Source organism: Pseudomonadota bacterium (assembly GCA_039028935.1).
Classification (GTDB): domain Bacteria; phylum Pseudomonadota; class Gammaproteobacteria; order Steroidobacterales; family SZUA-146; genus SZUA-146.
On the sequence record JBCCHD010000056.1, the window covers coordinates 1 to 19,108 of the forward strand.

Consider the following 19,108-nt stretch of genomic DNA (forward strand, 5'->3'; position numbering starts at 1 on the left):
CATGGGTCACCCTCTCGTAGGCGATTCCGTGTATGGCCGACCGTCGTTTCCGCGAGGCGCGACGCCGGCGCTGAGAGACGAGCTCGAACACTTTTCGCGGCAGGCGCTGCACGCACACAAGCTCGAATTTGATCATCCTATCAGCGGCCGACTGGTCGAGGTAAGCGTGCGCCCGCCACCTGATTTTCGCGCGCTGACCGAAGCGCTGCGACGGGACGCTCGAGAGATTGACAGTGATTGAACCGCGCTCGCTACCGGTCATCGAGGCGGAATGGCAGGTGCCTACCGCGTTTAAGGCCTTCACCACGACACGCGAAGGGGGAAGCAGTGAGGCGCCATTTGCGACTTTGAATCTTGGCGACCATGTGGGGGATGCACCCGCACGCGTCGCGCACAATCGAGATGTACTTAGCCGTCTCAACGCGTTGCCCTCAACACCGATATGGCTCAATCAGGTGCATGGTGCCCGGGTAGCGGAAGTCGGTGTGTCGACGGCGGGTACACCGCTGACCGCCGATGCCTCGGTGACGCGGGAGCATGACTGTGTGTTAGCCATTTTGACGGCCGACTGCTTGCCCATCGTGCTCGCTTCGCCGGAACATCAGGTGGTTGCCGCGATTCATGGTGGGTGGCGAAGTCTCGCCGACGGCATCATTGAGAACACGATTATGGCCATGGACTGCCCGCCGAGCACCGTTCATGCTTGGCTCGGTCCGGCTATTGGCCCTACCTGTTTTGAAGTGGGTGATGATGTGTGGGACCGATTCGTGGCGAACGATTGGCAAATGGGGCGTTGTTTCAAGGCCAACAAAAACCAGAAGTACCTGGCGGATCTTTTTGCTATCGCCCGGCGCTTACTCGATGTTCAAGGGGTGCGCCAAGTCAGTGGTGGCCAGCACTGCACGCTGTCCGATGGCGAGCGCTTTTTCTCCCATCGCCGCCGCCAACCGACCGGTCGTATGGCGACCCTGGTTTGGATGGCAGCCTGAGATGTTGATGCTCCGTCCGCCTTAAATACAGATACGAATCAATACGTTATAGTTTTCCGGTGACTGAGCGGTAGGATCCGCGGTCGACACGGTCAGATCAGGCGCCCGCCACCGTGGCCAGCACTCTACTTTGGATTCTGCTTTCAGCGTCGAACCTGGCGTGGTGACTGCCGCGGCGGTGATTGCGCATGAAATACCGCAAAAATTCGGGGATGTAGCGGTATTGCTCGACGTGGGATCTAACCGGTCTATGGTCATGGTGTTCAATCTGTATGTGAGCCTTACCATCGTCGCGGATGGCGTACTGGTCTGGGTCTGGCTGGAGCAGGTTCGATGGAGGGTGCCGAACGTCATTACGGTGGCTGCCGCACGCTTTTTGGTATGTCGCTGTTGCGGAGTTGATTCTGGGTCTGTATCGCAAAGTGGGCGGCATGGTGAGCGCGTTCCAGGTGCTGTTTATTGTTGTTGGTGTGACCGTTATTTTTGTCAGCCTCTTCTCCATGCACAGTTGATTGGCCACACCGCGTCGGGTCGTCGTGAACTGGATCTGCACATCGACGGCCCATGGATCCCCACCCAGTGAGCGTAAGGTGGGCATCAACTTCGCGCGTGAACCACGCGGCGTCGAAAATGGCCATTGTCGCGCGCAACCGATCGTGGGTTGAGCACAGACACACCCGCCAGAACATGCAGGGTGATAAAGGTCGATTCACCATTGGCCTTGAAAAAGGCGTAGGAGTCCGCACATCTAGGGCATCGACACCGCCAGTGAGGTTGCGCCATGCGCATGGACAAATTAACCAGCAAATTTCAGATGGCTCTGGCGGATGCCCAGTCCCTGGCCCTAGGTAAGGATCATCAGTTTATCGAACCGTCGCATTTGATGATCGCGATGCTCGACCAGCAAGGCGGCACGACACGCCAGCTGCTGTCAAAAGCGGGAATCAACGTAAACTTGCTGCGTTCGCGTCTTGGCGACTGGCTCGACCAGACCGCCAGTGTGACGGGCGTGGGCGGCGATATCCACCTGTCCAATGATTTGGGCAAATTGCTAAATCAGTGCGACAAACTCGCTCAAAAGCGCAACGATTCCTATGTGTCGAGCGAACTGTTTGCGCTGGCGGCTGTTGATGACGATGGCACCCTCGGTCGTCTGATGGGTGAAAGCGGTGCCGTGAGTGAGGCGGTACACAAAGCTGTTACCGAATTACGTGGCGACAGTGTGGTGGACAACCCCAATGCCGAAGACGCCCGGCAAGCGCTTGAGAAGTACACCCTGGACCTTACGGAAAAAGCCGAGCAGGGTAAGCTCGATCCGATTATCGGTCGCGACAGTGAAATTCGTCGCACCGTGCAGGTGCTGCAGCGACGAACCAAGAACAACCCGGTTCTCATTGGTGAGCCGGGCGTTGGAAAGACGGCGATCGTCGAGGGCCTTGCCCAGCGGATTGTCAACGGTGAAGTGCCGGAAGGACTGCGCAATAAACGCATTCTGTCGCTCGATCTGGGTGCGCTGGTGGCTGGCGCGAAGTTTCGCGGCGAATTTGAAGAGCGACTCAAATCACTATTAGCCGATCTGGCCAAACAAGAAGGCGAGATCATCTTGTTCATCGATGAGCTGCACACGATGGTCGGCGCGGGTCGTGCCGATGGCGCGATGGACGCAAGCAATATGCTGAAACCGGCATTGGCGCGCGGTGAGCTGCATTGCGTCGGCGCGACAACAACGGACGAGTACCGTCAGTACATTGAAAAAGACGCGGCACTCGCGCGTCGATTTTTAACCATCATGGTCGATGAACCTACCGTCGAAGACACGGTAGCGATTTTGCGCGGCCTGAAAGATCGCTATGAAGTACACCATGGCGTTAACATCACCGATCCGGCGATCATTAGCGCCGCGACACTGAGTCACCGCTACATCGCCGATCGACAACTACCCGATAAAGCGATCGATCTGATTGATGAGGCCGCGTCGCGCATCCGCATGGAAATCGATTCTAAACCGGAGGCAATGGACCTGCTCGATCGACAGCTCATCAAACTCAAGATCGAACGCGAATCGCTCAAATCAGAAGACGACGATGCGTCGCGCAAGCGACTCAAGGAGCTTGAAGCAACGATTGCGAACGTGGAAAGCGAATTTGCCGACCTTGAGGAGATCTGGAAAGCGGAGAAGCTGAGTGTTGAAGGGTCGGCGAGAATCAAAGAACAGCTTGAACAGGCGCGCATCGAGCTGGAAACGGCGCATCGCGCTGGCGATTTGGCGCGCATGTCCGAACTGCAGTACGGCCGTATTCCGGAACTCGAAAAACAGCTCGAAGCCTCCGAAGGCGCGGAGAAAGTGGAAACCACATTGCTTCGCAATCAGGTGACGGAAGTGGAAGTCGCCGATGTCGTTGCGCGTTGGACCGGCATACCGGTCGATCGCATGATGGAGGGCGAACGCGAGAAGCTTTTGCGCATGGAATCCGAACTGGCCAAGCGCGTGATCGGTCAGCGTGAAGCGCTGGTGTCCGTGTCAAATGCGGTACGCCGAGCTCGCGCGGGTCTTAACGACCCGAAGCGGCCAAACGGTTCTTTTTTGTTCCTGGGGCCGACCGGTGTTGGTAAAACTGAATTGTGTAAAGCACTCGCCGAGTTCTTGTTTGATTCCGAAGACGCGCTGGTGCGCATCGACATGTCAGAATTCATGGAAAAGCACTCGGTCGCGCGTCTGATCGGCGCGCCGCCGGGATACGTTGGCTATGACGAGGGCGGTTATCTCACCGAGGCAATACGTCGCAAACCGTACTCGGTGATTCTGCTCGACGAAGTCGAGAAGGCACATCACGATGTGTTCAATATTCTGCTTCAGGTGTTGGATGACGGTCGCTTGACGGATGGCCAAGGGCGCACGGTTGATTTTAGGCACTGCGTGGTGATCATGACGTCCAACCTCGGGTCGCAAATTATTCAGGACCTGACCGGCGAGGAGAACTACGACGCAATGAAAGCAGCGGTTATGAATGAAGTAGGGCAGCATTTCCGCCCCGAGTTTGTTAACCGCATTGATGACACGGTCGTGTTTCATCCGCTTGATCGGGACGAGATTCGCCAGATTGTGGATATTCAAATTCGCGTTCTTGCAAAGCGCCTAGGCGAACGAGAACTGGGGCTGGTGCTCAACGATGCTGCGCGCGATCTGTTGGGCGATGCGGGGTTTGATCCGGTGTACGGAGCAAGACCGTTGCGTCGTGCTATCCAGCAGCGCTTGGAGAATCCGCTTGCGCAGCGCATCTTGGCGGGTACGTTCGCGCCGGGCGATCTTGTTGAGGTAGACGCGCACGATGGCGAACTCGTATTTGAAAAATCGGTGCGTCACTGACACACTCCGCCCTCGACTCAGAAGTGACCCGCTATCATGCCTATTTACGAGTATCAGTGTGCGGCCTGTGCCCACGAATTCGACGAGCTACAGAAACTGTCCGACCCGCCTCTTTCAGACTGTCCCGAGTGCGATGAATCGGCGTTGGTGAAGCTTGTCTCGGCACCGAGCTTCCGGCTTAAAGGCTCGGGTTGGTACGAAACCGACTTTAAAAAAGATAAGCGCAAAAATCTGGCAGATAGTGGTGACGGTGGCGATCGCAACAAGGATTCGGCCAAGTCGCCCGATAAAAAAGACGGCGGAACACGGAGTGAGACCCAGGGCGCGAACAAAAGCAGCCCGTCAGACAGCGCGACAAAAGCACAGGCTACACCCGCTAAAAAAAGCGGTGAGACAAACTAATAGTGAGACCGTGCTGACGGACCAGCGGTGGCGGGTGCCGCGTCACGGGTAATCGCCCCGTCGGTCGTAGGACCTCCGTTCACTCAATACCGTACGTTTGGCCCGCCTGTTGATGGGCCCGAGTGTTAGCTGTCTCCAACCGGTTTGCGCACGCGGATAGACAGTTCACGCAACGACTCGTCGGGCACCGGTCCCGGCGCGTTTGTCAGTGGGCAGTGTGCTGTTTGCGTTTTTGGAAACGCGATGACTTCGCGAATACTGTCCACGCCCGCCATGAGGGTCACAAGTCGATCGAGACCAAAGGCGATACCCCCGTGTGGTGGGCAGCCGTACTGCAGTGCTTCCAGCAGGAAGCCAAATTTTTCGTTTGCTTCTTCCTCGTCGATGCCCAGCAACTTGAACACGGCATCCTGCATCGTTTGATTGTGGATTCGCACAGAGCCGCCGCCAATTTCGCTGCCATTGAGGACCATATCGTACGCCCGCGACACACTGTCGCCCGGGGCTGCCTGCAGTGCGTCGACATCGTCCGCGCGTGGCGCTGTGAACGGGTGATGTAACGCGGCCCAGCGGTGATTGCGTTCGTCCCATTCAAACATGGGGAAATCCACCACCCACAGCGGTGCCCAGCCTTCACCCACTGTGCCCAAATCTTCAGCGAGCTTAACGCGTAGAGCACCTAAAGCATCGTTGACTACGCGCGCCTTGTCGGCACCGAAGAAAATGACATCGCCCGCTTTTGCGTTAGTGCGCTCCAGTACGCCGTTGAGCGCTTTGTCGGTGAGATTTTTGACGATTGGGCTTTGCAGGCCGTCGCGGCCGGCTGACGGGTCATTGACCTTAATGTAAGCCAGACCCTTGGCGCCATATTGCGCAACGTACTTGCCATAGTCATCAAGCACTTTGCGGGTGAACGTTGAGCCACCTGGTACGCACAGCGCCGCCACGCGCCCGTTCGGGTCGTTTGCGGGTCCGGCGAACACTTTGAATTCGACGGCTTGCATCAAATCGGAGACGCCCACTAACTCGTAATCAATGCGAAGGTCGGGCTTGTCGCTGCCGAACCGGCTCATGGCGTCGGCATAGGTCATGCGCGGAAACGGGTTTGGCAGCGCGATGTCGAGCACGTCCCTAAACACGGCGCGCATCATTTCCTCAAACGTGTCCATGATGTCGTCTTCCGACATAAAGGATGTTTCGATATCGAGCTGGGTGAATTCGGGTTGGCGGTCAGCGCGTAGATCCTCGTCGCGGAAACACTTGACGATTTGATAGTAGCGATCGAGTCCCGACATCATGAGCAGTTGTTTGAATATCTGCGGCGATTGCGGAAGCGCAAAAAACTCACCCGGATGGGTGCGCGATGGCACAAGGTAGTCGCGCGCGCCTTCGGGTGTGGCGCGTGTCAGCATCGGTGTTTCCACTTCAACAAACTCGCGGTCGTCGAGGTAGCGTCGCAGGGCTTTGGCCACGTTCGCGCGTAGCCGCAGTCGACCCTGCATTTCTTCGCGGCGCAGGTCGAGGTATCGATACTTGAGTCGCAACTCTTCGCCCGGGTTGTCGTCCTGTTGAATTGGCGGTGTTTTGGACCGATTTAACAGTGTGAGATCTTTGGCCAATACCTCGATTTCACCCGTCGTAATATTGGGGTTGATCATGCCCTGAGGTCGGGTACGCACGCGGCCGGTTATCTGGAGCACGTATTCGCTACGCACTTGTTCGGCCACGGCAAAGATTTCCGGTGTGTCGGGATCAACCACCACCTGAACCACCCCTTTGGCGTCACGCAAATCCATGAAAATGACCCCGCCGTGATCGCGGCGATTGTGCACCCAGCCGCAAACGGTAACGGTTTGATCGATGGCTTCGGCGGTGACGGTGCCGCAGTAGTGGGTACGCATGTTGGTTTCTCAGGTAACGGATGGGCTGGCAAGCCCTGAAATTAAAGAGCCGGAATGTTACGGGGTGACTTGTCGGGGCGCAAGTCAGCGGCGCGACAGGTCGGCCTGTCCCGGCAGGGTGGTTGCGTGCCGGCCAGCATGTTCAGGCGCTACGGTATGCCCGCGAGTGAGATATCCAGCACGTTGGCTTCGCGCGACGCATCCATCACGCTGACCAGGGTGTGAGTGCGGGCTTTTTTGTCTGCGGCAATTACGACTACTGCCTGAGGGTGCTCACTGTGCCATCGACGAATGCTGGCGCTCAGCCGTCGAATGTCAGTCACGCGTTGGTTAACAAAAATCTCATTGTTCGGCCCGATGTCGATGACAATCGTCGGGGCAATCGTTGGGGTCGCGGAGGGTGATTCATCGGCTTTGCGCAGATCCAGACCGCGTTCGCGGACGAACGTTGCGGTGACGATAAAAAAAATGAGCAAAATAAACACCACATCCAACAGCGGGGTGATGTCGATATCCGCAGTGTCGTCGTGATCATGGTGTTGAGTTTCGGTGGTTAGCATGGCGGCGTTTCCTGTTGATCAACGAATGAAACGCTCATCACCGGGCAGGGCAGCGAGCAGGGGTAATTCAAATTTACGAAGAATTACGTACACCATAACACAGTCTGGGTGATCCATTTGGGTCACCTCCGTTCGGGCGAAAAAAAACCCGCCGAGAGGCGGGTTTTCTTGCGATGAAATGAACGCTGTTTACTGCGCGTTAGCAATCGATATGTTGTACACGTTGGCTTCGCGCGAGGCATCCATCACTTTGATCAATGTATTGGTGTTGGATTCTTTGTCCGGCAAAATCACCACAGTGGCTTCGGGCATTTCTGCATGCAGTCGTTCGATGTTGGCAGTCACACGACGTATATCGGTTTTGCGACGGTTTACCCAAATACCATTGTTCGGGCCGATCGTTATCAGGATGTTGTCTTTTTCTTCTTTGGTCACCGCTTCGGTGTTGTCTGGGCGACTGACATCGAGGCCGCTTTCCTTCACAAAGGTGGCGGTCACGATGAAAAAGATGAGCAGAATGAACACCACATCGAGCATCGGCGTAATGTCGATCTCGGATTCTTCTACCTCTTCAATATCCCCTAAGTGTCGTTTCATATCGCGCGCTCCTCATCACTCGCCGCGTTTTTCTATCTGGCCATGTACCCGACCAACCGGATTGCAAAGCATAGTCGGGTTTGACGAAAAATGCCAAGCCGTCTGCCCGCTTCAACGTCGGGTGTCGTCAGTGCTCACTCCCGGGACGCTGTCGGCAAGGCTGACTGCCGATCAGCATGACGTGGTGATGGTCTCACCCCGGCCGTTGCCTGTGTCGGCACACTCCGATCCAAATATACGAATTTATACGTAGATAGTAGAGCATTCCCGATAAAGCGCAACGTTGCGCCGCATCAACCTCTCGCAAACGAGTAATTTAGCCTGCTGCGAGCCTTTATTCGGCGTCACGTTGTGTTTTGAGCGCGTAAAGTGCCTCGAGCGCGGCTTTCGGCGACAGTTCATCGGGCTCGAGCGCATCGATCGCTTGTTCCAAGGCGCTGGGCTCTGCGGCAGGGGCGTCCGGTGTGGCAAAGTCGAGCTGGCCTTGCGGCGATAGCGGATCTGCGTGGGCTTGTTTTTCAAGTGCCGACAAATAGCGGCGGGCGCGAGTAATCGTGATGGCTGGAACGCCCGCCAGGCGCGCCACCTGAAGCCCGTAACTTTGGTTGGCTGGGCCGGGTTTGACGCTGTGCATGAACACCAAGCGTTTGCCGTGCTGGGTCGCATCGAGGTGAACGTTAGCCACCGCGTGAATCTGGTCGGCGAGCTGGGTGAGTTCAAAATAGTGGGTCGCAAACAAAGTGAAGGCGCCGACACGTTCGGCCATGTCGTGGGCACACGCCCACGCCAGCGACAGCCCGTCGAAGGTGCTCGTGCCGCGACCGATTTCGTCCATAAGGACTAGGCTCTGTGGTGTCGCCGAATTCAAGATCAGCGCTGTCTCTGTCATTTCGACCATGAACGTCGAGCGGCCACTCGCCAAGTCGTCAGATGCGCCGATTCGCGTGAAAATCCGATCGATCGGTCCGATGGTCGCCGCCGCGGCCGGTACAAACGCGCCGATGTGCGCCATCAGCACAATGAGCGCGGTTTGACGCATGTAAGTGGATTTTCCGCCCATGTTCGGCCCGGTCACAATGAGCATGCGACGGGCGTCATGCAAATTCAGGTCATTGGGGACAAAATCGATATCGGTGGTTTCGACGACCGGGTGACGAGCCGCGGTAATATCCAGTGCGGGTTTATCGGTCAGAGCGGGTCGGCAATAGTTGGCGTCGGCCGCACGTGCGGCGAAACACGCGAGCACATCAAGCTGCGCCAGCGCCAGCGCCGTGGTTTGCAGCGGATCTAGCGAGTCGGCGAGTCGATTGAGTAGCGCCTCGTAAAGTGTTTTTTCCGTAGCCAGCATCCGCTCTTTGGCCGATAGCACCTTGTCTTCGTATTCTTTTAACTCCGGTGTGATGTAGCGTTCGGCGGCCTTTAGCGTTTGCCGTCGCTGGTAGTCGATCGGTGCCTTGTCGGCGTGCACGCGGCCCATCTCAATATAGTAGCCGTGCACACGGTTGTAGCCGACTTTCAGTGTGGCAACGCCGGTGCGTTCGCGCTCTCGCACCTCGAGCTGCGTGAGAAAGTCATCGGCATTTGCGGCGAGTGCGCGAAGTTCATCGAGCTCGGCGTCATAGCCAGGCGCGATCACACCACCATCGCGAATGAGCATGGGGGGTTCATCGATAATCGCGCGAACCAACAGTTCGTGCAGATTGGCATGCACGCCACAGCGCTTGCGCAGATCGACAATTCGCTCCGCTTGAGCATCGGCTAATAATGACTGCAGGGCCGGAAGCTGACCGAGCGTGTCGCGCAACTGGCTTAAATCGCGTGGTCGTGCCGATCGTAGGGCAATGCGGGCCAGGATGCGCTCGATATCACACACCGTACGCATGAGCGCGCTGAGATCGTCGGTGAGCGCCGACGCGTGTAGGGTATCGACCGCATCATAGCGCGCTGTCAGTTCGCTATGGCTGCGAATAGGTCGGTTGATCCAACGTCGCAGCAGGCGGGTACCCATTGCCGAACCGGTTAGATCGAGCACCGATGCCAGCGTGAATTCGGTGCCACCTTTCAGATTGACCGACAGCTCCAAATTGCGTCGCGTCGCCGCGTCTAGATGCAGCGCATCGTCTCGCCGTTCGACGCTGAGTGATTGAACATGCGGTAGCGCCGTTTTCTGCGTGTCGCGAACATATTGCAGCAGGGCGCCAGCTGCCCCAACCGCTGGGGACAGAGCGGCCACCCCAAAGCCGCTGAGATCGCGCGTACCAAATTGCTCGTTGAGTAATGTCGATGCCGTGTCTGCGTCGAAATGCCAAACCGGCCGATGCGTAAAGCGGCCCTTCAGCGTGTCAGGTAAGGTCGAATCATCCTGGACTAACATTTCAGCCGCCTGCAGGCGTTCAAGCTCAGCCGCCAGCGCATCGTCGCCGTCGACATCACACAGCGTGAAGCGTCCGGCCGATACATCGAGCCAGGCCAAACCGTAGGTGTTGGCGCTGCCTTCGGCAACGGCCAGGAGCAAATTGTCGCGACCCGCCTCGAGCAGAGCGTCTTCTGTCACGGTGCCGGGCGTCACAATACGCGTCACCTGCCGGTCAACCGGACCTTTTGAGGTTGCCGGGTCACCCACTTGCTCACACACGGCAATCGACTCGCCGAGGCGCACAAGTCGCGCCAGATAATTATCGACAGAATGGACGGGCACGCCGGCCATGGGAATTGGTTCGCCACCCGATTTGCCACGCGCGGTGAGCGTGATGTCAATGAGCTTCGACGCTTTTTTCGCGTCCTCATAAAACAGCTCGTAAAAATCACCCATCCGATAGAACAGCAGGATGTCCGGATGTTGCGCTTTTATACCCAGATACTGACGCATCATCGGTGTGTGTTGAGCGTGCTGAGTCATGGCGGAGAAAAACGATTGGTTGTAAGGGTGAGTTTGGTGGGGCATACAGGCCATTAGCCCGAAGGCCGGAAGCTGCTAGAATAAGTGATTCTTCGCAAACAGGCACGCAGCTTATGAAAGTGATGCACATTGAGGCGGGCCGACATCTGTATGGCGGAGCGCGCCAGGTGCTTTATTTGGCCGAAGGCCTCAAACTGCGTGGTATCGATTGTGCGGTCGTGTGTCCTGCCGGAAGCGAGATCGCCGCTCGATTGCCGCACATGGGTATTCCGGTTTTTCCGATTCCCATGGGGGGCGATCTTGATTTTGCCGTGATCGGTCGTCTGCGCAAACTGATTGCCGACTTTGAACCCGATATTATTCATTTGCACAGTCGTCGGGGCGCCGATTGGTTTGGCAGCATCGCTGCGCGTCGGTTTCCAGATATACCGGTGATCGTGTCTCGGCGTGTCGATAACGCGGAGTCGGCGCTGGTGGTCAAATACAAGTACCGCTTGTTTGATCGAGTGGTCGCCATTTCTTCGGCGATTCGCGATGTGCTGGCCGATGCCGGTGTCCCAGCGCAAAAACTGCGTGTTGTACACAGTGCGGTGCGCACGGCGACGTGGGAGCGCAGCTGGGATCGGGTGGCATTCGCCAAAACCTTCTTTAATCAGACTTCCGGTTCGGTCGAGAAGAGGCGCGCGCCCGTCATCGGGATGGTTGCGCAACTGATCAAACGTAAGGGACATCGGTTCGTGTTGGAGGCAGTACCGATGATTCGCGAACGCTACCCGGACGTGCGCGTGGTGTTTTTCGGGCGCGGACCGGAAGATTCGCGCTTAATGCTCCAAGCGCAGAGGCTCGGCATCGAGCAGGCCGTGACGTTCGCCGGTTTTCGTAAAGACATTAACCATTGGTTGGGTTGTCTTAATGTGTTTATCCATCCGCCGCTGACCGAGGGCCTTGGGGTCGCAGTGCTACAGGCTGCTGCTGCCTCGCTACCGATCGTGGCGAGCCGTGTGGGTGGCGTCACAGAGATTATTGAAGACGAAGTCAACGGGCTACTGATCGATCCCGAATCGCCGGCGCAGATTGCCGAGGGCGTTCTGCGGTTGCTGGATGATCGGGAAGGGGCTGAGGCGATGGGAAAAGCGGCGCACGAAAAGGTGGTGTCGCAGTTTTCAGTCGATGCCATGGTGGAAGGCAATCTCAATGTCTACCTAGAGCTATTGAACGAGCACGGCAAAGGGCTGTGAGTCGAGGAACCCGACGATGAATCACGATTCAGTTCCCCTCGATAACACGTTGGTTGACGGTGCTGAATCGCTCGGTGAGCGACTGCGAACACAAGGGCTGACGATGGCGTCGGCGGAATCCTGTACCGGCGGATGGATCGCCAAAGTGCTGACTGATGTGGCGGGCAGTTCGGCGTGGTTTAGTGGGTCGATCGTGTCGTATAGCAATGCGGTCAAGGAACGGGCTCTTGGTGTCACCACCGATGCACTGAATACGCACGGTGCGGTCAGTGAGGCGGTCGTTGGGCAGATGGCGGTGGGTGCACTGGGTGCGCTCAATGTGGATTGCGCTGTCAGCGTCTCCGGCGTGGCGGGTCCCGATGGCGGCACCGCGGATAAGCCGGTGGGTCTGGTGTGGATGGCGGTGGCACTCGGTCCGGCGTGCCAGTCGATTTCGGCGGACTATCCGCAGATCATCACCGAGAAACACCACTTTGTCGGGGATCGAGAGGCCATTCGGCGAAGGGCCGTGCAAGCGGCCGTGCGCCTGCTTGGCACCTCGCTGGATAAGAACACGTGAGTCGACATCAAATGGGGTTTGTCTATTTATACAGTGGTTTTGCGCATTCGCGAGCCTGATCTGCCGACTTTCGCCCCGAGTACTGGGCATGCCCCGCCGGTCGCGCTACTATATATAGCGATCGCCACCTTCCTAAACCACCAGATAAGCCGACAAACGATTTTTTGGGTCATTTGCCCAAAAATAGTGTTTATTTATACAGTAGTTTTTGGAATACTAACGCCACGTTGATCGTCACCGGTATCCCCGCATGTAGCCATGGTTCCGGAGACTACCGGTGGCGATTGGCGACCAGGCGCATTCAGCCTAGCTGTGCGCCTGACCACCGAGAGGCGGTGGCTGTCAGACCCGCTGCCTTTCTGCTACCGCGTGTGAGCGCGATTCGCGGCTTCTTATTGAGGGGCCATTGCACACAAAACGTATTCGGGTGACTTGAATGGACGACAAACGTAAACAGGCGCTGGCCGCCGCATTGGGGCAGATTGAGAAGCAGTTTGGTAAAGGGTCGGTCATGCGACTGGGCGATGACGGTGCCTTGCCGGACGTCGAGGCGATTTCAACCGGTTCGCTCACGTTGGATATCGCGCTGGGAATCGGCGGGTTGCCCAAAGGGCGTGTGGTCGAAATTTACGGGCCGGAGTCCTCGGGCAAAACGACGCTGACGCTTCAGGTCGTGGCCGAAGCGCAGAAGCTGGGTGGCACCTGCGCGTTTGTCGACGCCGAGCATGCGCTTGATCCGACGTATGCCGAGCGCCTGGGTGTCAATACCGAAGATCTACTTGTGTCTCAGCCAGACACGGGAGAACAGGCACTGGAGATCACCGACATGCTCGTGCGTTCCGGCGCTATCGATGTCGTGGTCGTCGACTCTGTGGCGGCGCTCACACCCAAAGCCGAAATTGAGGGCGAAATGGGTGACAAACATGTTGGCCTGCAGGCCCGACTCATGTCGCAGGCGCTGCGAAAGCTCACGGCGAATATCAAGCGATCCAACACACTGGTGATCTTTATCAACCAGATCCGCATGAAGATTGGCGTGATGTTCGGCAGTCCAGAAACCACGACCGGTGGTAACGCGCTCAAGTTCTATTCGTCCGTACGCCTGGACATTCGCCGAATCGGTGCCATTAAGAAGGGCGATGAGGTTGTTGGAAACGAAACACGCGTTAAGGTCGTGAAAAATAAGGTGGCCCCGCCGTTCAAGAAAGCGGAGTTTGAAATTCTCTACGGACAGGGTATATCGCGGCAGAGTGAACTCATCGACATGGGTGTCAACGAGGGACTCGTGAAGAAATCGGGCGCCTGGTACAGCTACGGCAAGGAGCGCATCGGTCAGGGCAAGGACAATGCCCGCCAGTACCTCATCGAGAACCCGCACATCGCGGAAGAAATTGAGACGGCGTTGCGCCAGAAGTTCTTGCCCAAGCAGAACCCAGCTCCGGTTGAGCTCGAGGCTGTTCAAGAAGCGTGACAACATGGGCGCGGCCACGGCCGCGCAGGTTCGTCGCCTGGCCATGGATTATCTGGCCAGGCGCGAACACGGCTTCGCCGAGCTGCTGAGCAAATTAAATCAGCGCGGTGTGCCGGACGCGCTCGCTCAGGAAACGCTGCAGCGCCTTGCCGATGAAGGTCTCCAAGATGACGCGCGTTTTGGTGATATGTACACGCGGGCGCAGTCGGCGCGGGGCAAAGGACCGCACTACATCCGCAACGGACTAAAAGCGCGCGGTCTCGAAGGGCCTGATGCCGATGCGGCGCTCAGACGGGCCGATGTCGATTGGTCGGCGAGCGCGATCGAAGTGGCTCGAAAGAAATTTCCTCATGGCTGTGCCGATCACGCTGAACGTGCCAAAGGACTGCGCTTTTTGCAGCAACGTGGCTTTAACGCCGAGCAATCTGCCGGCGCCATTCGTGCGCTAGAACAGATCGCAGTCGACGAATGAGAGTGGGCGCCGTGGTATAGAGCGTCGTATCATGGCGTGGGCCAGTGATCGTTTACCTCAGACTGGCCGGACAAAGCCAATGATGGATACAAAATGACAGGCCGTTCCGGCCAGCACGAAAAAATGCCAGATACCGTGCGCATGGGGCATCTGTTTTTTTCTGTCCAACAAATAAAACACAACGCCCAGCGTGTACAGCACGCCGCCGGCGGTCAGCCAGGACAGGCCCGCAGGATCGAGTGACGCGCGAAGATTGGGTAAATCGAATACGACGGTCCATCCCATGCCCAGATAAATGGCCAGTTGAAGGGCTTTGGGCCGACGCACGGGTAGCGACTCAAGCAGTACCCCAACGAGTGCAAATGCCCATATGACGCTAAATATGAGCCACCCATTGCCTTCGCGAAGCGTGACTAGCGTGTACGGCGTATAGGTGCCGGCGATCAGCAGATAGATCGCGATATGATCCAGGCGTTGAAACAACGCCTTGAGCTTGGGAGGGCGAAAGCTGTGGTAGAGCGTCGACATGGTATAGAGCACGACCATGCTTACGCCGAATACGGTAAACCCTGTAATCATCCAAGGATCGCGGCTGTCGATGCTCACGGCGAGTAACGCGCCAAACCCGATGAGTGCCAGTGCGGCCCCGACAAGGTGCGAAATGCTATTGAGTCGCTCTCCGGGATACATAACGTCTGCCTCAGCGTGAATTGCGTTACATGAACAGCGGATTGTAGGTGAACGGACCAAACAAATCCCGCCGATAGGACGAATAAAATGGGGTATTAGCGCATAATTTCTATGCTGCCCGGCCAGATGGCCAATCAATCGGTCGCGTGGACTGACTCGCCAGTCAGTCGCGCACAATGAGTGCGTCGAGCGCCGTTGAATGCGAACGCACAGTGAATCGTCGCGGCGGGCCGCTTGGTACGACCGCTATGGTTAAATTCGGGTGGGTCATTGCTACGCCGACTTAGTCATCGGCCCGATCGGATCGGGGGTAACGTGGTGAACAGGTGTTTATTCCGAGGCAGCTTGGTTATTATCCAGCGTTAGACGACCAACAGCGCCTGACCCGCTATGGAACCTTAATGAAAAGCGCCGACATTCGACAAAAGTTTCTCGATTTTTTTGAACGCCACGGCCATCAGCCTGTCGCCAGCAGTTCGCTCGTGCCGGGCAATGACCCGACGCTACTGTTTACGAACGCGGGCATGGTGCAATTTAAAGATGTGTTTCTGGGTCTTGAAAAGCGCCCGTATTCGCGTGCGGCGACGTCTCAGCGCTGCGTCCGGGCCGGCGGCAAACACAATGACTTGGAAAACGTGGGATACACCGCGCGCCACCACACGTTTTTCGAAATGTTGGGTAATTTCAGTTTCGGCGACTATTTCAAAATCGAAGCCATTCAATTTGCCTGGCAGTTTTTAACAGAAGAACTCGGACTGTCGGAGGACAAACTCTGGGTGACCGTCTACGAAGACGATGACGAAGCGGCTGACATTTGGCTTAAGCACATGGGGGTGAGTGCCGAACGCTTCTCGCGACTGGGCAAGAAAGACAACTTCTGGTCGATGGGCGATGTTGGGCCGTGCGGTCCCTGTTCCGAAATTTTTTACGATCACGGGCCCGAAGTGGCCGGCGGGCCGCCGGGAAGTCCGGACGAAGACGGCGATCGCTATATTGAGATCTGGAACCTTGTGTTTATGCAGTTCGAATCGGCCGCAGATGGCTCAATGTCGAATCTACCAAAACCGTCGGTCGACACCGGTATGGGCCTCGAGCGTATTTCGGCCGTGATGCAACACGTCCATAACAATTACGATATCGACCTATTTGCCAATTTGATTTCGGCCGCCTCGGCATTGACCGGCGAGACCGATCGATCGCACGCGTCACTGCGCGTTATCGCCGACCATATTCGCGCCTGTGCCTTCCTTATTGCTGATGGTGTGCTCCCGTCAAACGAAGGTCGAGGCTACGTGCTTCGTCGAATTATTCGACGCGCGATTCGCCACGGCTTTAAATTAGGCGTTAACGGTGCGTTCTTTAACGAACTGGTAGAGCCATTGGACCGCGAAATGGGGGGTGCCTATCCCGAGCTGCGTAAACAGGTGTCGCACATTAAAAAGGTGCTGCTGAGCGAGGAGTCGCGTTTTGCCGAAACGCTCGAGAAAGGCATGGCCATCCTCGAAGCCGCCATCGACGATCTAAAGGGCGAGGTTATCCCCGGTGCCGCGGCCTTCAAGCTTTATGATACGTACGGATTTCCGCTTGATCTAACCGCCGATGTGGCCAGAGAGCGCGGGTTAACCGTTGACCAGGCGGGTTTTAAGCGCGCGATGGAAGAGCAAAAAGAGTTGGGCCAAAAAGCCAGTCGATTTGGTGTCGATATGCGCGGCGGCGTTCAGCGCGATGACGCGACTGAATTTCTTGGCTACGACACGTTGTCGACCGATTCGCGCTTGATCGCGCTTTACCGTGGAGACGAGGAAGTCGACGAGTTGTTGAGCGGCCAAGAGGGCATCGTGTTCTTAGATAAGACGCCATTTTATCCGGAAGGCGGTGGTCAGATCGGCGATGTCGGCACGCTTCAAACAGCCCAGGGCCTATTCGAAGTCCGGGATACACAGAAGTTTGGCAAGGGCATCGGTCACATCGGTTCGCTTGTGCAGGGATACCTCAAGCGCAAAGAGAAAGCAGAGGCGAGGGTCAATGCGGCCGTACGTCAAGCCACGGTGCTCAATCACACCGCCACACATCTCATGCATGCCGCCTTGCGCGAAGTGTTAGGGGATCATGTGAATCAAAAGGGTTCACTGGTCACCAGCGAGCGCTTACGTTTCGATTTTTCGCATTATGAAATGGTGAGTAGCGAAGAGCTCAAACGGATTGAGGACATCGTCAATCGGCAGATTCGAGAGAATGCGGAAGCGCAGATTCGTCATATGGACTTGCAAGACGCCATCGATGAGGGCGCACTCGCGTTGTTTGACGAGAAATACGACGCCGAGGTTCGAACGCTTAAGCTCGGCGAGTTTTCGTTCGAGCTGTGCGGCGGCACGCACGTGGAACGCGCTGGGGATATCGGCGTATTTCGAATTGTTAGCGAGTCGGGCATTGCGGCGGGTGTGCGCCGCATTGAGGCATTGACTGGCGATGCGGCGCTTGCCTGGATGCGGGGCAACGAACAGCAGCTCTCGGCCGTGGCCGAACTGGTCAAGGGCCATCGCGACGATGTCGAGGGGCGTGTGTCGTCGCTCATAATGCGATCACGCGCATTGGAAAAGGAAGTGGCTCGATTGAAAAAAGAGCTCATTTCCGGTTCTGCCGGCACCGATATCATGAGTCAGGTCAAAGAGATTGATGGCGTTAAGGTGCTGGCCGCTAATCTCGGGGGGCTCGATGCCGGCGGACTGCGCGACAGCATGGACCAATTTCGAGACAAGTTGGGTACGGCAGTCGTCGTGCTTGGCTCAGTGGAGGACGGCAAGGTCCGTCTCGTGGCGGGCGTCAGTAAAGACCTTACCGCCAAGATTAAAGCGGGCGCTTTGATTGGCGAAGTTGCCGCCGTGGTCGGCGGTCGGGGTGGCGGTCGACCCGACATGGCTCAGGCCGGTGGTTCGGAGCCGGACAAGCTCGACGAGGCACTCGAGAGCGTCTATACGCGGGTTCAGTCGCAACTTTGATTAAACCCGCCGCGCAACCGGATGTGGCATTGATTTAGTTTCAGTTGTGTGTAATTAATGACACACTGTTTTACAGTTTTGGGTTCAGTTCAACATCGTACGCAATGGCGGTGTTTTCGGCGATACGTCGCTGATAAATACTAATGAAAACTAAGCATTCGTATTAGGGTGTGGACGTATCCCGTGAGCCAGTTCGTTTGGCGCTGCAAAGCAGTATGATAGTCTTCGCATCGCCGTGCAGGACCCATCGGTAACGGAGTGATTAAAAAAACAGCAGATAGCCACCGTGAGTCGGGGACTACGCTGCACATAGATTGAGAATCTAGGAGAGCACGACATGTTAATTCTGACCAGACGGGTGGGCGAAACCGTGATGATTGGCGACGAGGTCACCGTAACGGTGCTGGGCGTCAAAGGGAATCAGGTTCGCGTCGGGGTGAATGCACCCAAGGACATCGCAGTACACCGCGAGGAAATTTACGAGCGCATTAAAAACGAAGAAAAAGCCGGCGAGTCCTGATTTTGCGGACTTTGCCGCTTCGATTCGTCGCGGCGTAAGAAAAAAAGCTGTCGAAACCAATGTTTTGACGGCTTTTTTGTATTCCGGCCTCTCAAAAGTTGGCGAAGGGTTTACGCCGTCAGATTGCATCAGTATTATGCGCAGTCGGTTGGTCGCAAGCCAGCCCCCGACAGGGCAAATCGCTGTGTCGCGGCACGGCAGGCGGATCCGTTCGCACAGCACGGAGAGGTGGCTGAGTGGTCGAAAGCGCTCCCCTGCTAAGGGAGTAAGGGTTAAAAGCCCTTCGAGGGTTCGAATCCCTCCCTCTCCGCCAGTTGCAAACGTGCAATGGCCACTGTTTTAAATGCGCCCGTAGCTCTGCTGGATAGTGTACCTGGCTACGAACCAGGCGGTCGGACGTTCGATTAATGGCAAAGCAATTAACGACGAGCCGCGCAAGCGGCG

Annotated in this window: 16 protein-coding genes and 1 tRNA gene; 12 read left to right on the forward strand and 5 right to left on the reverse strand. The window is 56.8% G+C overall.

The genetic code is table 11. From position 1 onward, the window contains the following. The 5 genes from AAF465_16215 to AAF465_16235 form a co-directional block, all read left to right on the forward strand. Nucleotides 1-241 (forward strand): RNA pseudouridine synthase (locus AAF465_16215; GenBank protein MEM7084275.1); only part of this gene is annotated, 241 nt, incomplete at its 5' end. Further along, nucleotides 234-989 carry a peptidoglycan editing factor PgeF gene (gene pgeF, locus AAF465_16220; GenBank protein ID MEM7084276.1) on the forward strand — a complete coding sequence of 252 codons (756 nt, stop codon included), beginning with the start codon at nt 234-236 and terminating at the stop codon, nt 987-989. The genes AAF465_16215 and pgeF, both read left to right, overlap by 8 nt. Nucleotides 990-1,149: 160 nt before the next feature. After that, nucleotides 1,150-1,572, forward strand: a complete 423-nt coding sequence (locus AAF465_16225) for a hypothetical protein (GenBank protein ID MEM7084277.1) — start codon at nt 1,150-1,152, stop codon at nt 1,570-1,572. A gap of 198 nt (nt 1,573-1,770) precedes the next feature. Next, entirely contained in the window at nt 1,771-4,356 is a 2,586-nt protein-coding gene (clpB, locus tag AAF465_16230; GenBank protein ID MEM7084278.1) for an ATP-dependent chaperone ClpB, read from the forward strand. A 36-nt stretch (nt 4,357-4,392) separates the two neighbouring features. After that, nucleotides 4,393-4,758: a zinc ribbon domain-containing protein gene (locus AAF465_16235; protein ID MEM7084279.1), complete on the forward strand. Its 366-nt coding sequence runs from the start codon at nt 4,393-4,395 to the stop codon at nt 4,756-4,758. A 125-nt stretch (nt 4,759-4,883) separates the two neighbouring features. On the opposite strand, the gene aspS is transcribed toward AAF465_16235, so the two are convergent. The 4 genes from aspS to mutS all read right to left on the reverse strand — a co-directional run bounded on the left by aspS (nt 4,884) and on the right by mutS (nt 10,760). Continuing rightward, entirely contained in the window at nt 4,884-6,659 is a 1,776-nt protein-coding gene (aspS, locus tag AAF465_16240) for an aspartate--tRNA ligase (protein MEM7084280.1), read from the reverse strand. 149 nt (nt 6,660-6,808) lie between these two features. Next, nucleotides 6,809-7,219, reverse strand: a complete 411-nt coding sequence (locus AAF465_16245) for a biopolymer transporter ExbD (protein MEM7084281.1) — start codon at nt 7,217-7,219, stop codon at nt 6,809-6,811. 189 nt (nt 7,220-7,408) lie between these two features. Continuing rightward, nucleotides 7,409-7,816, reverse strand: coding sequence for a biopolymer transporter ExbD (locus AAF465_16250; GenBank protein MEM7084282.1), 408 nt, complete (start codon nt 7,814-7,816; stop codon nt 7,409-7,411). A gap of 334 nt (nt 7,817-8,150) precedes the next feature. After that, the gene (gene mutS / locus AAF465_16255; GenBank protein MEM7084283.1) at nt 8,151-10,760 is read right to left on the reverse strand and encodes a DNA mismatch repair protein MutS; all 2,610 of its coding nucleotides are present in this window, start codon (nt 10,758-10,760) and stop codon (nt 8,151-8,153) included. 68 nt (nt 10,761-10,828) lie between these two features. On the opposite strand from mutS, the gene AAF465_16260 reads away from it, so the two are divergent. From AAF465_16260 to AAF465_16275, 4 genes are all read left to right on the forward strand, one after another. Beyond that, nucleotides 10,829-11,953 (forward strand): glycosyltransferase family 4 protein, encoded by a 1,125-nt coding sequence (locus AAF465_16260; GenBank protein ID MEM7084284.1) that lies wholly within the window; start codon nt 10,829-10,831, stop codon nt 11,951-11,953. A 16-nt stretch (nt 11,954-11,969) separates the two neighbouring features. Continuing rightward, nucleotides 11,970-12,512 carry a CinA family protein gene (locus tag AAF465_16265; GenBank protein ID MEM7084285.1) on the forward strand — a complete coding sequence of 181 codons (543 nt, stop codon included), beginning with the start codon at nt 11,970-11,972 and terminating at the stop codon, nt 12,510-12,512. 436 nt (nt 12,513-12,948) lie between these two features. Further along, nucleotides 12,949-13,983 (forward strand): recombinase RecA, encoded by a 1,035-nt coding sequence (gene recA / locus AAF465_16270; protein ID MEM7084286.1) that lies wholly within the window; start codon nt 12,949-12,951, stop codon nt 13,981-13,983. A 4-nt stretch (nt 13,984-13,987) separates the two neighbouring features. Continuing rightward, entirely contained in the window at nt 13,988-14,455 is a 468-nt protein-coding gene (locus tag AAF465_16275; protein MEM7084287.1) for a regulatory protein RecX, read from the forward strand. A gap of 57 nt (nt 14,456-14,512) precedes the next feature. Here the strand turns inward: AAF465_16275 and AAF465_16280 are convergent, their stop codons facing one another. Continuing rightward, nucleotides 14,513-15,145, reverse strand: a complete 633-nt coding sequence (locus AAF465_16280) for a hemolysin III family protein (GenBank protein ID MEM7084288.1) — start codon at nt 15,143-15,145, stop codon at nt 14,513-14,515. 401 nt (nt 15,146-15,546) lie between these two features. Between AAF465_16280 and alaS the strand changes: the two genes are divergently transcribed. The 3 genes from alaS (at nt 15,547) to AAF465_16295 (ending at nt 18,977) form a co-directional block, all read left to right on the forward strand. Then, nucleotides 15,547-18,144, forward strand: coding sequence for an alanine--tRNA ligase (gene alaS / locus AAF465_16285; GenBank protein ID MEM7084289.1), 2,598 nt, complete (start codon nt 15,547-15,549; stop codon nt 18,142-18,144). Between the two features lie 337 nt (nt 18,145-18,481). Continuing rightward, nucleotides 18,482-18,664: a carbon storage regulator CsrA gene (gene csrA, locus AAF465_16290; protein MEM7084290.1), complete on the forward strand. Its 183-nt coding sequence runs from the start codon at nt 18,482-18,484 to the stop codon at nt 18,662-18,664. Between the two features lie 222 nt (nt 18,665-18,886). After that, nucleotides 18,887-18,977 (forward strand) — tRNA-Ser (locus AAF465_16295). Nucleotides 18,978-19,108: the final 131 nt, after the last annotated feature.

What these genes read in the sequence shown, in the direction of transcription:
- recA (MEM7084286.1), top strand. Translation starts at nt 12,949, where the DNA reads ATGGACGACAAACGTAAACAGGCGCTGGCCGCCGCATTGGGGCAGATT.
- mutS (MEM7084283.1), bottom strand. Translation starts at nt 10,760, where the DNA reads ATGCCCCACCAAACTCACCCTTACAACCAATCGTTTTTCTCCGCCATG.
- AAF465_16235 (MEM7084279.1), top strand. Translation starts at nt 4,393, where the DNA reads ATGCCTATTTACGAGTATCAGTGTGCGGCCTGTGCCCACGAATTCGAC.
- AAF465_16275 (MEM7084287.1), top strand. Translation starts at nt 13,988, where the DNA reads ATGGGCGCGGCCACGGCCGCGCAGGTTCGTCGCCTGGCCATGGATTAT.
- AAF465_16245 (MEM7084281.1), bottom strand. Translation starts at nt 7,219, where the DNA reads ATGCTAACCACCGAAACTCAACACCATGATCACGACGACACTGCGGAT.
- AAF465_16265 (MEM7084285.1), top strand. Translation starts at nt 11,970, where the DNA reads ATGAATCACGATTCAGTTCCCCTCGATAACACGTTGGTTGACGGTGCT.
- aspS (MEM7084280.1), bottom strand. Translation starts at nt 6,659, where the DNA reads ATGCGTACCCACTACTGCGGCACCGTCACCGCCGAAGCCATCGATCAA.
- AAF465_16250 (MEM7084282.1), bottom strand. Translation starts at nt 7,816, where the DNA reads ATGAAACGACACTTAGGGGATATTGAAGAGGTAGAAGAATCCGAGATC.
- AAF465_16260 (MEM7084284.1), top strand. Translation starts at nt 10,829, where the DNA reads ATGAAAGTGATGCACATTGAGGCGGGCCGACATCTGTATGGCGGAGCG.
- AAF465_16280 (MEM7084288.1), bottom strand. Translation starts at nt 15,145, where the DNA reads ATGTATCCCGGAGAGCGACTCAATAGCATTTCGCACCTTGTCGGGGCC.
- clpB (MEM7084278.1), top strand. Translation starts at nt 1,771, where the DNA reads ATGCGCATGGACAAATTAACCAGCAAATTTCAGATGGCTCTGGCGGAT.
- csrA (MEM7084290.1), top strand. Translation starts at nt 18,482, where the DNA reads ATGTTAATTCTGACCAGACGGGTGGGCGAAACCGTGATGATTGGCGAC.
- alaS (MEM7084289.1), top strand. Translation starts at nt 15,547, where the DNA reads ATGAAAAGCGCCGACATTCGACAAAAGTTTCTCGATTTTTTTGAACGC.